We start from the raw sequence: 12,241 nt of genomic DNA on the forward strand, positions 1-12,241 counted from the left end.
GAACCTGCCGCCGCCATCGCGAGCTGGCTCCCACAGTTGATCTCCAGTGAACCGAAAATTTGCGTTCGACACAGATCCATTGTGGGAGTTGGCTTGTCGGCGATCCGCGCAGCGCGCCATCCAGCACAGATCACTAGGCCCGACTGCGCAACCACTGCAAAAACCCCTTCTTCGCCACCACCTTCGGTGCTTCCTGGGTCAACGTCTGCGCCTTGTGCAAACGAAAATCCAGCAGCGCCTTCATCGCTTCGCCGATGTCATGCCGCGCATCCAGGCACGGTTTGAGGTAGTCCTTCTCGATCCGGTACAGGCTGCAAGCGGTCTTGGCACTGAAGTCCGCCGGCAGCGCCGTATCCGACAGGATCCCGCCCTCGCCGATCACTTCGCCCGGTCCCATGCGCCCGGATTCGAACTTGACCCCGGCACGGCTCAGCGTCACCGAGACCACGCCGGATTCGATGATGAACAAATGATCGCTGACCTCCCCCGCCGGCAGGATCACCTCCCCCGGACGGAAGGTTTGCAGGGTCATGTGTTGTGCGAAAGTTTCTTTCTCTTCCTGACGCAACGTCGAGAATATCGCCGAGCTTTCCAGCAACGCCCGTGGCCGTGACAGCCCCGCCGGCGCATTCGATTCGACGCTGGACAAAAGGCTCACGCCCGATGCCTGCAAATGCCGGAACGCGAGGTCGAACAGCAGATTGCGCACCATGCGCTTCTGGTCCATCGAGACCACGAAGCCACTGATTTCGTACTCCACGCCGGTGGCGCTCGAGCCTTTGAGGGCCACGCACGGTGCCGGTTTGGCCAGCAGATATCGGCACCCCTCCATCGCCCGTTCCAGCGCATCGATCACTGTTTGCGGCCGCTCATGCGGGCTGAGTTGCAGACTGATCGATACACCGAAAATGTCACTCGGCCGGCTGAAGTTGATGATCTTGGCCTTGGCCGCCAGCGAGTTGGGAATCACCGCCATGCTGCCCTGGGCGGTTTGCAGGCGCGTGGCGCGCCAATCGATGTCGGTGACCCGACCCTCGGTGCCGTCGATGGAGATCCAGTCATCCAGTTGATAGGGTTTGGTGGTGTTGAGGACGATCCCCGAGAACACGTCGCTGAGGGTGCTTTGCAACGCCAGGCCGACGATGATCGCCAACGCACCGGAGGTCGCCAGCACGCCTTTGACCGGCAGGTCGAGCACGTAGGCCAGGGCCGCGATGATCGCGATCAGGAAAATCACCGCGCCGAGCAAATCCTGGAGCAAGCGCCCGGTGTGCCCGACCCGCTGCATCATCACCGCGCCAATCAGCACCGTCAGGGTGCGCGCGCCGAACAGCCACCAGCCAATCTGCAAACCGGTCGCCGCCAGGTGCAGCGGCACATTGTCAGCCCAGGGCGCTGGCTCCAGCGGATTCAAACCCTCGTTGAACAGCAGCATGCTGAACAACGCGAAAATCACCAGCCGCACTACCAGTTTCCAGTTGCTGCCGCCGGCACTGATCAGGCGCCACAATCCCAGGTCGATCAGGATCAGGATCAGGGCGCTGATCAACGGGTGATTGGTGAGCAGTGACAGCATCAAACGACTCCAGGCATGTACGGATGGGCACAGTGTAGGAGCAAACGCGGGCCAGTGGACAATACAAAAACCTGTGGGAGCGAGCCTGCTCGCGATGGCGGTTGAACAGACACATTTGCAGTGACTGATCGACCGCTATCGCGAGCAGGCTCGCTCCCACAGGTTATGGGTGTTGCCAGATTTATTTGCTGTTGGTCAGCGTGTTGTAGCTGGTCATCAGGTTGCGGTAGTCCGGGATGTGGTTGGAGAACAGGGTCGCCAGGCCTTCCACATCGTTACGCCAGTCGCGGTGCAGCTCACACGCCAGGCCGAACCAGGTCATCAGTTGCGCGCCGGAAGACGACATGCGGTCCCAGGCCGATTGGCGGGTCAGCTCGTTGAACGTGCCGGAAGCGTCGGTCACCACGAACACTTCAAAGCCTTCCGCCAGGGCCGACAGCGCCGGGAATGCCACGCACACCTCGGTCACCACGCCGGCAATGATCAGTTGCTTCTTGCCGGTGGCCTTGATCGCCTTGACGAAATCTTCGTTGTCCCAGGCGTTGATCTGGCCAGGACGGGCAATGTACGGCGCATCCGGGAACAGCTCCTTGAGTTCAGGCACCAGCGGACCGTTGGGGCCGGTTTCGAAACTGGTGGTGAGGATGGTCGGCAATTTGAAGTACTTGGCCAGGTCGGCCAGGGCCAGCACGTTGTTCTTGAAACGGTCTGGATCGATGTCCCGCACCAGTGACAGCAGGCCCGCCTGATGATCCACCAACAGAACGGCGGCGTTATCCTTGTCGAGACGTTTGTAAGAAGTAGTCATGGGGTAATCCTCGCTTTTATATCGATGCCGAACGGGCCGGCGACTGGGTTTGGTGATTTCGTTTCAATCTGTTCAACCGCTCATCCGCCCAAACCGACCCGACTGAAAGTCGGCAAAGGCCTGGTGGATTTCCTGATCGCTGTTCATCACGAACGGGCCATGGCCGACGATCGGTTCGTCGATCGGCTCGCCGCTGAGCAGCAACACCACTGCATCGTTATTGGCTTCCAGACTGATCTGGTTGCCATTGCGTTCGAACAACGCCAACTGTCCTTCGCGCACCAGTTCCAGGCCGTTGACCTGAACCGTGCCGCGCAGCACCACCAACGCGGTGTTGCGGCCTTCATGCAGGTCGAGGGCCAGCAACTTGCCGCCGTTGAGGCGCAGGTCCCAGACGTCGACCGGGGTGAATGTCCGCGCAGGACCGGTGTGGCCATCGAACTCGCCGGCGATCAGACGCAGGCTGCCGGCCTTGTCCTTGAGCGGGACTCTCGGGATGTCGCCATCGAGAATCGTCTGGTAACCGGCGTCGGCCATTTTGTCCTTGGCCGGCAGGTTGACCCACAGCTGGACCATTTCCAGGGTGCCGCCGGTTTTGGCAAAGCCTTCGGAGTGGAATTCTTCGTGAAGAATTCCCGAGGCGGCGGTCATCCATTGCACATCGCCCGGGCCGATCTTGCCGCCGCTGCCGGTGGAGTCGCGGTGCTCCAGTTCGCCCTTGTAAACGATAGTCACGGTTTCGAAACCGCGGTGCGGATGCTGACCAACGCCACGACGCTCGGTGGTCGGGGTGAATTCAGCGGGACCGGCGTGATCCAGCAGCAAAAACGGGCTGATGTGTTTGCCCAGGTTGTCGTAGGAAAACAGCGTACGAACCGGAAAACCGTCGCCGACCCAATGGGTCCGTGGGCTGGTGTAAATGCCGATGATGTTTTTCATGCTGCCTCCAAATCTGTGGTTTGACGCGATGAACAAAGCTTAAAACCGAACCCTTTGGTGCGCTAGACTGCAAAAATCAGCCTTAGCGTTCTATATGGAGAACGATGGTGGAAGACCTCAACACCCTCTACTACTTCACCCAAGTGGTGGAACATCAGGGTTTCGCCGCGGCAGGGCGGGCGCTGGACATGCCCAAATCGAAGCTCAGCCGGCGCATCGCCGAGCTCGAAGAGCGCCTCGGCGTGCGCCTGTTGCATCGCACCAGCCGGCATTGTTCGCTGACGGAAATCGGCCAGGCCTATTACCAGCGCTGCCTGGCCATGCGCGTAGAAGCGGAAAGCGCCGCCGAACTGATCGAACGCAACCGTTCCGAGCCCCAGGGCCTGGTGCGCATCAGTTGCCCGACCGCGCTGCTCAATTCCTGGGTCGGGCCGATGCTGACCCGCTACATGCTCAAGTACCCGCTGGTGGAGTTGTTCATCGAGAGCACCAACCGCCGGGTCGACCTGATCCACGAGGGCTTCGACATTGCCCTGCGCGTACGTTTTCCGCCGCTGGAAAACACCGACATGGTGATGAAGGTGCTGGGCAACAGCACCCAATGCCTGGTGGGTAGCCCGGCGTTTGCCGAGCGCTTGTCGACGCCCGCCTCCCCGGCCGATCTCAGCGGTTTGCCCAGCGTGCACTGGGGCGCGGCGCAGCGTGAATACCAGTGGGAGTTGTTCGGCGCGGACGGCGCCAGTGCGCTGATTCGGCACGCGCCACGCATGGTCACCGATGACCTGCTGGCGTTGCGTCACGCGGTGCTCGCGGGCATTGGCGTCGCGCACCTGCCTTGCGTGGTGGTGCGCGATGACATCGCCGCCGGACGCCTGGTCGAACTGGTGCCGGGCTGGGCGCCCAAGTGCGGGATTGTCCACGCGATCTTTCCCTCTCGCCGTGGACTGCTGCCGTCGGTGCGGGCGTTGATCGACTTTCTGGGGGAGGAATTCAGTCACAGCGATATTGCGTGAGGGATTCGACACGCGGGGCTGGCGGAGATTTTATTTCGGACATAATATCAGCGCAGATTACAACCATAATATCAGCGCCCGTCCGAGGACATGATCATGCAGAGCCCCAACCGAGAAGCCACCCTCGCCCAATGGATTGCCCAGGAAGACGCCATGCGCGCACGTCTGGCCGCCCCCGGCAGTCTATCGATGGCCGAGGTCAGCGCGCTGTCGCCCAGCGAATTCTTCGACGGCATCGGCAACGGTGAACTGCCCTCTCCGCCCATTGGCACACTGATGGATTTCATCCCCATCGAATGGTCGGCCGGGCTGTTCATTTTTCATGGTTTCCGGAGCCTTGCTAACAGTTAGTTATACGTTTGCGTAAGACTTTCAACGACTTATTGTTGGTAACGGTTTTTATGGTTTTGGTATTAGGTCAAAGATGTTGAGATGGCTTTGTTTTGACTTAAGCAGGCAGTTTTCGTTTAGCAGCATCTCATTAATGGAAGCTAGGCGGGCCACCTTGCTGCGCAGTTCCTCGATTTCCTCGCGTAGTTCACGATTCCTCTTACGCTGCGCAATGAGTTCCTGATGCTTCACATCCCGCAGCGCGCGACTAGCGCGTCCCTGAACGGTGCGAATGGCCTCAGCGATCTTCGGATAATGATTATGGATCAGCGCTGATGAAACGCCCGCCTCACGCGCCACCGCAGCAATGCTTACTTTAACTTCACCTGTGCGTGATCGATTTCGTTGGATACGGGCTAGCGCAAGTTGCAAATCCTTTTCGCGTGCATCAGCCGGTTTGCGCTTGATGGTCATTCGTCCTTTGTCTCCGGGTCGTACCCTAGTTGCACCAGCAAGTCCCGGTATCGCGCCTGATCGCGCAGAACACGCCGGCGGCCACCCTCACCAATATCTTTACATGCCAGCAACTCTTTTAAGTTTTCATAGAGCCGCTTGTAGATGCCGATATGCCCCTGAGCAATCACTGCGTTGTTGCAGTCAGTACAGCGACTCCGATCCAGGGTGTTGCCGATGCAGCCATCGTTATCTGCGGTACACCAGGCGTGACCGTTGCTGCGGATTGCCGTACTTTCGGCGATAGAGGACACCAATGTTTTATGATTCTCAAAAATGGCAAGGTTGTCCGGGTCCCGCTTCCACCGATGAATCGCCCGACCATATCCCCCCGCTAACGGCTCATTTCCCAACCAGGTGTTAACCACACTAAATTTGATATCTGCCAATTCGGACTGAATGTCATTGAATAGTTCGAAATCAAGGCGCAGGCTCCAACTCTCGTCGATTGCATAGCCCAATGTCATGTCCATTGTCCAATGTGCAAAGTGCTCACGTAGATAACGGAGATCGCCAAATTTGCTGTGAGCAACATAGTTGGCGAATTTTCTGCGAAACTGATGACTGGCGAGATTCCAATCAACACCACATTCGCGCGCGAATGTGCTGAGCCAATGGTTCCACCGACGGTGGCATAACGTCCGAACGCGATTGCCCCGCTTCGAATCCACCCCTATAAATAGAGCTCGGCGATGCTGTTGTGCCTTGGCGATCTCTGGATCAAGAGGATTGCTCCGGCGGCGAGATGCAATCTCATTGGCAAGCATGGTTTGATACGGTTGAGCCCAGCGTTCCATCAAACGTAAAACTCGCACCCCCACGTCCGGAATCATCCAATCGTGTAAACCAGCGTCTGTTTTATCGGAGCGGGATCTCATCCAATGAAAGATTGTCCCCTCATAATCTTCGGTACGGTGGTGTGCACCTATCTGCAGATAGGCCAACTCATGATTACGGCAACCCGAGATGCTAGCTAGAACGATATAGCACGCCGTTCGTAAACGTAAAAAGGCTACCTCAAATGCTTCAACTCCTCCTTCCCAGCCGAAAGAGGTAAGACATTCTGTTCTGGCTCGTAGAAGTGTGGATGCGGAGCGACTTTTTTGCGCTCTGACGGCGCCTATCAACGCGTCGCGAATATTAAGTAAATCCTTTCCACTCTCAATTGCCCGGTAGGCATTCTCAAACAAAATACAGAACACATCATCTGGAATTAGAGGTGTCTTGATTCCCCGTGATGCCTCTTGACCTCTGCCCGGCAACCCTGAGATTGCCAATGCTGAGCTATCAGCCCAAGGGTGCTCGCGGATTGGATCATGACTGTACTGACTCAACTCATAAAGCCATTCTATTGCATAAAGGCGTTTGAGCAGATATGAATTCGAAAGCGGCTTAGTATTACACCCGCTCACCGTTAGGGCTTTGCAGAACTCTACATATGCAGCGCAGACAGCTGGAGTGATCCCGCTGAAGCTATGGATTTTGAAGGCCGTTAAATATTCGAGAAACGGCAAGGTAACTTTAAAATAGCCGCGGATCGTACTACCCTTTGGTCGTTTCTGTCCCTTTAGCCCTCTTCGCAAGTAGCGGTACATCAATTCCTTCATTACTGGACGCAACTCAAGAGGCACACGACGAAAATCGACGCACTCTTCGCTATCCGGCGTATTGCTGGTAAAACCGTCCAAGTTCCAGAGGTCATCACTATACCGACTTAAGATGAGCCAATGGCCATCGACCTTTAGGGCCTTCACGATCAGCGCGTCACGCTCGCGACACTCCAAATCGCGCACATCGGCCGGTTGCGCTGCGATACGTGCCGGCGACACAGTTGTCGCGATATACTCGTTCATGAAAATACCTCGAGCGTCTCTATGACATCGTAGGACCAAAACGGATGCGGCTCTTGCCGCGCACGTGTGCGAGCAGCATCGACGTCTCTTGCTTTGAAAACTCCACGGCGCAACCCCTCGGCAACGATATAGTCATCAATTAATCGAGGAATATGTGCATACTCCCGCGCCCAACGCGCCTTGCTCATGTGCGTACGCTCCGCAAATACGCGGTAGTAAAAGCTGAATAGTTTGTATAGGTCTTCCCCCGTCACGGCGTAATGTTTGCAACGTAGGCAGTTGAGAAATGACGTGCACACAGCCCCTTTCTGCTTCGGGGCAAACTCGCCATTTTCTGGATCGCCGCAGTGCCCCATTGGGCTGGAATGATATGTTGCGCCGATAGTGTGAGTTAGCAACTCCTGAACCAGGATTTCGCCCATGAACTGCCAGTTACGCATCGCCGTCTCGCCGGGAGCTAGATAGTTCCGACCAGCCACCTGTGGCGTATTACCCAGGGCAATGGCTGTACTAACTAGGTCCCCGCCCAACAACTCATAAATGCGATTAGCAAATGTTTTTCGCAAACGCGAGACGTTGACGCGCAACGGCATACCAACGCTATCCATGAGATTGTATTTTTTGACCAGCTTTTTGATCGCATTCCTTAGACTCCCATCCGTGAGCACCGTAACATCGCCAGTAGTTCGGCTAGCGCGCGAAATATATAACCACACACGCTCTTTTAGATCCTCCGGCGCAATGGCGCGCAAGGGTTCGCTAAGCTCCAGTACGCGCTTCATTATTCGCTCGACATTACCCCTGACAGTCGGCGTGGATTCCACCCCACGCACGCTGCCCTTCCGTAAGGCCACCTTGCTGGAGGTGTGCCCTCGGCGTTTCCACAAAACCAAGAACGAAGTACTGTCCTTGGGATGAGAAACTAAACAATTGCGCCCGAGTTCCAACAGCGGTGTGGTATTGCGACCGGTGTACAGTGCGACTATCAGCATTGCGCAGGCTAACAGGTCGGCAGTTAACTGCGCGTCTTCCCGCCAGATCGGCTGGACATCCTGTTTGAGGGCTTTGGAAAGGGCCTGTCTTTGCAACCGCGGTAACGACGTTTCCCCCTTGCTCTTACGATTGCTGTTCGGAAATGGGTTGGTGGGAAAAGTTGCGTCATCTCCCGTTCTCACTAAAATAATCAGCCCGCGTCGGCCCAACGCAGTCAGTACCGACTTCACCTCGGTGTAATACGCCTTCTGACTGACAGTAGTAATATCCTGTGCAGCAAGAAATCCAAGAAATCCGTCGATCAGTGCCCGATCAATGTCATTCAACGTCAGCTCACGCCCAAGCGCCGTCGCGCAAAGCACAAGGTAATCGAGCAAACGCTGTATGCCTCCATTGCAGTAGCCCACGATGGTACTCTGAGCAAGCTGACCGTCTTGGCCGGCCAGATAACGCTCGATCTGACGCTGACAGGCGTAGGTGATTGGATCAATGTCCAAACCGTACCATCGCGCGAAGTCGAAACTGCGAACACTTGAGGCATTGCGGCTAAAAGCAACGAGCGTGTTAGCTGGGGGGATTGCCTCCGGGAGAATAACGACACACCCTGCTGCGTCATGGCGATATTCGACTTGTGGGATAGAAAGGTCTGTTTTGTGGAAGAGCTTGCGCTTGCCCATCAGGCGGCTTCCAACTCATCGTTCAATTCATCCTCGTAGGCCAGTACTGCGTCGTCGGCCAACTCGTTAATCAAGTGCAGGTACACCATGGTCGTCTGGATCGAGCTATGACCCAACTGCCGCTGTATAAACACCAACGCCTTAATGCTTGCGCCACTCCGTTGAAGAGTCGAGAGAGTGTGTGTAGCGTATGTGTGGCGTAGCATGTGCGGATGAACTTTGATTGCCGCGCGCTTGCCGATTTTTCTAACGATGCGTTCGATACCTTTGCCGCTATCCGCAAAAGGCTCACCGAACTGGTTCAGAAACAGCGGCTTGTGCCTGTTGTCTGTTAACCAGGCTCGCTCACCGCGAACCTGCTCCACATAGCGGGACAACTCCGAAAAAAAGCGTGGACTGACGTGGATGGTGCGTCGCTTACTGCCCTTCGTGCGCATGCCACTGCCATCATAGGGATTGAGATGTATTTCAATGTTGCCCTCCCTTCGACTAGCCTTTTCCGAGTCGATGACGTAGGCAAGCGGAAACGTCGCAATTTCCTCTCGGCGCAAGCCGGTGTGCAGCCCGAATCGGATCATCATCCGGTGATGCGGGTTTTTTGCCGAGGCCAATAACACCCTGATCTGATCCATGCTGAGGAACTTCGGTAAAGTCCGGTGCGCGCGCGGCATGACGTCTTTAGTCTCAATCCCGCCACCGCGGGCAGCAATGTGAGCCAGAAACCCTGGCGCACGCTGGCCTACTCGCTCCTCATACTCGAATGGCAGCCGGGACACCCACCCCTGCAACAGTGCATAATCATAAAAACTGCAGACATAACTCAACCGTTGCCGCGTCGTCGATGGCGCCAACGCGCATTCCTCCTGGCAATAACCTCTGTAGCCCGCCACGAGAGTCTTGGCCTCGCCACGGTCTACATCGCGCCAGTCAAGGTCGTGCGCCTGGAGAAAACTGAAAAAGTCATACATTGCGCGCCCCGTGCTTGCCCACGATTTCCTGGATTCAATTTTTCCGTGCAACAGGTAGTGACGTATAAAGTCATTGACTGGGACGCAACTCTCCATCGTGTCCCATAGCAAGATCGGAAAGCCGGGATAGGGACGCCCGGCCATTAGCAAGTCTTCGGTAGCCCACACCAACTCCATTGGACTTCTCCAACTCTGAAGCAACTATTGGAACGGGCCAAGATGAACCGGGAAATGGATATTCCCAGAGTGCCGCCATTGCCAACATGGTTGAGTTTGGTTAGCGGTCTGCTCCGGGACTTAGCCCAGCAATTTCAGGTTGACACACGCGATTTGCGGCAGCCATGTATTCAGCAGCCGATGTGGGGCGGCTGCAAGCAATCGAGGTTAGCTTTATCGAAACGGTACATGAAAGTTGGATGCGCAAACAAGGCAGATCCGATGAATTGCATACATGCACTCGAACTGACTGTCGAAAATGTGCGATTGAATGTTACGCAAAACAAACAAACAAACAAACAAACAAACAAACAAACAAAAGACTGCTCGCAGCGCTGGTCTATCTCTAGCTTGGGTGCAGCCGCCACCCGGAAGTCATCCCTACAGGCTTATTCATTTTCGGCCTTAGCACGTACCGCAAAATGAAAGCAGTAATGTTTTGATATGCTTGGCCACTCGGACTGTTCGAAATGCGTGCTACCTCATCGATACGACGGTAGCCTCCGATCTATGCTTGCCAACCTGCCCTTTTGATTATTTTTAGGTTGCTCATCATACGTTCCCTTCAAAACATCAAGATGCCGTGTATAGGTAAGATGACACATGGCATATGCACACTTGGCTGTTACGAAGATGTATGGGGAATCATTAATCTTCAAAGACTGCCTAAGCACATTGACTTATCAAAAATAACTTCGCGAAATGTCCCATTGAACGGTTGCAAGCTGGCATCACCGACGAAGTAAGTCGTGCCATTTTCAACCTCGTACAAAAATCCTTCGAGGCCGTGCTGGGATAGCAATTCAATCTTACACAATGGTTCCATCCGTTGGCGACCAGACCGATTAATCTCTCCAGGGCTCACGAATTGGACGCTCCGAACCACCATCGCTTTAGTTTGCTGCGCGAGTAACGCACACAACGCACGTTCACCGACGACCATGAGCATGATTGGGAAACGTCGCCTTCCAGTTCGTTCCTCAATTAACACATTGAACCAGCGGAGATTCGCGTCGTACTCGACGCACATCCAGGTGCGAAAGGTCTCTCCCAGCAAAGGGACTAACGGTACTTCCGCCCACTCAAAGGTTCGAAACATCGATCGCCCTCCATAAATATCGCTATTGAGTATAGTTAATTTCTAGCGTGACGGGCTTCATCATTCCTTTTGCGAGTCGGGCAAATGGAACTGAAGGAAGCATTTGGAAAAGCCCTGCGCCAGACGCGTCTCACAAAGGGTTTGGCACAGGAAGCCCTTGCCCCGAGTCAGGCTTACGTCAGCGAGGTCGAAAATGGCCGTAAGAGCCCATCTATAGAGAAAGTTGATGAGTTAGCGACCGTTTTAGGAATCCACCCGGTCACGCTTTTCGCGCGCAGCTATCTTATTGACGACGGTGACCTTTCTAATTTATTAGAACGCGTAACTCGCGAGCTTCATGAACTCGAATGAACGAGTGTAAACGCCCTGTCGTCTTCATCACCAAGTCTCACCATACATCACCAGGTTATCCAATCCAGTTTCAATTCAGGAAAGGTTTGTAGAGCAAACCACTCAAATTATCAAAACGCCACGCACGGCCGTGATTCCTATGTCTGTCCGAGACAGTTGCACTCCGAAGCGTACATCCAGTTTGGCAATCTTCTCGGTCACGCGATTGGTAACACCCATACATTTAGCGCCGTTTGCAAAAATGGCGTCCCGTACCTGGACTACCTGCCGGGATGCCTGCTTATTCGGACTGTTTGGCAAGCACCAGTGCGGAGAGCGGGAGTCTGGCGCAGGCTTGACGATCATTGTGCAACCGGCTGCCAGTACCGCGTCTGCCTTGCGGGTATTCATCGCGCTTGGGAAGTTCCATGGCGTGATCGCAACCATCACCCTATAGACTGCAATTTCCTCAGCAACTGAGTGCCGGATAGACTGCCAGAAATGGTTACGCCGTAGCTGCGCCCGACGTCAGACGCGGATCATTTAAGAAATGCCAAGCCGGACGAAATCACACTCAATGACTCCGCCAGTGGCTTGCCCTGCTCCGCCATCATGATGACAGCCATGTTTTGAGCATGCACATGCATGAGCACAGGCCATTTACGCAAAATCAATCCACACTGAAGAGGCAGCAGTTGCCCCCAACCGGAAAGTGCCGCATGGCGGCGTCAACAACGCGATCGGCCCAGACAGGACCGCAATGGTAACGTGCGGAGCTCCAATAGATCTTGTCGGTTATGGCGGTCGTCTAGCGTTATGTCTATGGACAGAAGCTTAGGGCCGCGAACCTATTCGAAAACGTCAAAAAGTTAATCTTGTATACACACTTACTGCGTTACGCCAAGAAATACGCTCTTTTTATGCAA

The 12,241-nt window shown here is 55.2% G+C and carries 11 protein-coding genes and 2 pseudogenes; 4 read left to right on the forward strand and 9 right to left on the reverse strand.

The window, feature by feature from the left end; genetic code table 11:
• Positions 1-133 precede the first annotated feature (133 nt).
• The 3 genes from ACM6IQ_RS02550 to ACM6IQ_RS02560 form a co-directional block, all read right to left on the reverse strand.
• Complete coding sequence (locus tag ACM6IQ_RS02550) at positions 134-1,576, reverse strand: mechanosensitive ion channel domain-containing protein (protein ID WP_017339760.1); 1,443 nt, start codon at positions 1,574-1,576, stop codon at positions 134-136.
• A 181-nt stretch (positions 1,577-1,757) separates the two neighbouring features.
• Positions 1,758-2,384, reverse strand: a complete 627-nt coding sequence (ycaC, locus tag ACM6IQ_RS02555) for an isochorismate family cysteine hydrolase YcaC (RefSeq protein WP_007907677.1) — start codon at positions 2,382-2,384, stop codon at positions 1,758-1,760.
• 72 nt (positions 2,385-2,456) lie between these two features.
• Positions 2,457-3,323, reverse strand: coding sequence for a pirin family protein (locus ACM6IQ_RS02560; protein ID WP_414878017.1), 867 nt, complete (start codon positions 3,321-3,323; stop codon positions 2,457-2,459).
• Positions 3,324-3,427: 104 nt separating this feature from the next.
• Here ACM6IQ_RS02560 and ACM6IQ_RS02565 point away from each other — a divergent pair, with 104 nt between their 5' ends.
• Positions 3,428-4,336 carry a LysR substrate-binding domain-containing protein gene (locus ACM6IQ_RS02565; RefSeq protein WP_017337618.1) on the forward strand — a complete coding sequence of 303 codons (909 nt, stop codon included), beginning with the start codon at positions 3,428-3,430 and terminating at the stop codon, positions 4,334-4,336.
• A 96-nt stretch (positions 4,337-4,432) separates the two neighbouring features.
• Positions 4,433-4,663, forward strand: a pseudogene (locus ACM6IQ_RS02570) (PaaI family thioesterase); the annotation flags it as partial.
• Between the two features lie 72 nt (positions 4,664-4,735).
• Here the strand turns inward: ACM6IQ_RS02570 and ACM6IQ_RS02575 are convergent.
• The 4 genes from ACM6IQ_RS02575 to ACM6IQ_RS02590 are packed head-to-tail and all read right to left on the reverse strand — an operon-like array spanning position 4,736 to position 9,847.
• Complete coding sequence (locus ACM6IQ_RS02575) at positions 4,736-5,140, reverse strand: TetR family transcriptional regulator (protein ID WP_192417984.1); 405 nt, start codon at positions 5,138-5,140, stop codon at positions 4,736-4,738.
• Entirely contained in the window at positions 5,137-7,032 is a 1,896-nt protein-coding gene (locus ACM6IQ_RS02580) for an integrase (protein WP_414878018.1), read from the reverse strand. The genes ACM6IQ_RS02575 and ACM6IQ_RS02580 overlap by 4 nt, the downstream gene beginning before the upstream one ends.
• Positions 7,029-8,702: a hypothetical protein gene (locus ACM6IQ_RS02585; RefSeq protein ID WP_192417986.1), complete on the reverse strand. Its 1,674-nt coding sequence runs from the start codon at positions 8,700-8,702 to the stop codon at positions 7,029-7,031. The genes ACM6IQ_RS02580 and ACM6IQ_RS02585 overlap by 4 nt, the downstream gene beginning before the upstream one ends.
• Complete coding sequence (locus ACM6IQ_RS02590; protein WP_192417987.1) at positions 8,702-9,847, reverse strand: tyrosine-type recombinase/integrase; 1,146 nt, start codon at positions 9,845-9,847, stop codon at positions 8,702-8,704. The genes ACM6IQ_RS02585 and ACM6IQ_RS02590 overlap by 1 nt, the downstream gene beginning before the upstream one ends.
• Before the next feature lie 42 nt (positions 9,848-9,889).
• On the opposite strand from ACM6IQ_RS02590, the gene ACM6IQ_RS02595 reads away from it, so the two are divergent.
• The gene (locus ACM6IQ_RS02595; protein WP_414878019.1) at positions 9,890-10,312 is read left to right on the forward strand and encodes a hypothetical protein; all 423 of its coding nucleotides are present in this window, start codon (positions 9,890-9,892) and stop codon (positions 10,310-10,312) included.
• 229 nt (positions 10,313-10,541) lie between these two features.
• Here ACM6IQ_RS02595 and ACM6IQ_RS02600 read toward each other — a convergent pair whose 3' ends face one another.
• Entirely contained in the window at positions 10,542-10,985 is a 444-nt protein-coding gene (locus ACM6IQ_RS02600; protein WP_192417988.1) for a hypothetical protein, read from the reverse strand.
• 84 nt (positions 10,986-11,069) lie between these two features.
• Between ACM6IQ_RS02600 and ACM6IQ_RS02605 the strand changes: the two genes are divergently transcribed.
• Positions 11,070-11,336 (forward strand): helix-turn-helix domain-containing protein, encoded by a 267-nt coding sequence (locus ACM6IQ_RS02605; protein WP_192417989.1) that lies wholly within the window; start codon positions 11,070-11,072, stop codon positions 11,334-11,336.
• A gap of 292 nt (positions 11,337-11,628) precedes the next feature.
• On the opposite strand, the pseudogene ACM6IQ_RS02610 reads toward ACM6IQ_RS02605, so the two are convergent.
• Positions 11,629-11,762 (reverse strand): annotated as a pseudogene (locus tag ACM6IQ_RS02610) (aldehyde dehydrogenase family protein); the annotation flags it as partial.
• Between the last annotated feature and the right edge of the window lie 479 nt (positions 11,763-12,241).

The organism is Pseudomonas sp. IT-P100, from assembly GCF_949767185.1.
GTDB classification, from domain to species: domain Bacteria; phylum Pseudomonadota; class Gammaproteobacteria; order Pseudomonadales; family Pseudomonadaceae; genus Aquipseudomonas; species Aquipseudomonas fluorescens_B.